Source organism: Eikenella sp. HMSC061C02 (assembly GCF_001809035.1).
In the GTDB taxonomy this organism is placed as follows: Bacteria; Pseudomonadota; Gammaproteobacteria; order Burkholderiales; family Neisseriaceae; genus Eikenella; species Eikenella corrodens.
Genome location: NZ_KV795580.1, coordinates 1 through 388, shown reverse-complemented (window position 1 = coordinate 388; position 388 = coordinate 1). Strand labels below are relative to the sequence as shown.

Below are 388 nucleotides of genomic sequence, written 5' to 3'. Positions count from 1 at the left end.
AACCGCAAAAACATAAGCCGGACAAGCCCAGGTGGCAGCCGGCAGTCTAGGAGGGAGTAATCATGGGCAGGAAACGAAGCGCCAACAGCAACCTGCCGGATAGAATGCTGGCGCGCAAACGCACCCGAAAAAACGGCAAGACCACCGTCTATTACTACTACGACGGGCGGGAAGATGGGCGGCGCAAAGAAATCCCGCTTGGCACGGACTACATTGCCGCCGTCCAAGAGTGGAGCAAACTCGAAGCAGCCAAACTGCCCAAGTCCGCCCGTGTTACCTTTCCTGTTGCAGCCGAACGCTACCTGCAGAATATCATCAGCCACCGCAGCCGCAACACCATTTCCAGCGCCAACAACGCCGTGCGCAAGCTGTCTAAGTTTTTCGGCGG

1 protein-coding gene is annotated in these 388 nt (G+C 57.5%); it reads left to right on the top strand.

Annotation, left to right across the window (positions count from 1 at the left end; translation table 11 throughout):
• Positions 1–62: 62 nt before the first annotated feature.
• Positions 63–388: hypothetical protein (locus tag HMPREF2541_RS11430; RefSeq protein WP_210387159.1), on the top strand; the 326-nt coding region annotated here is incomplete at its 3' end.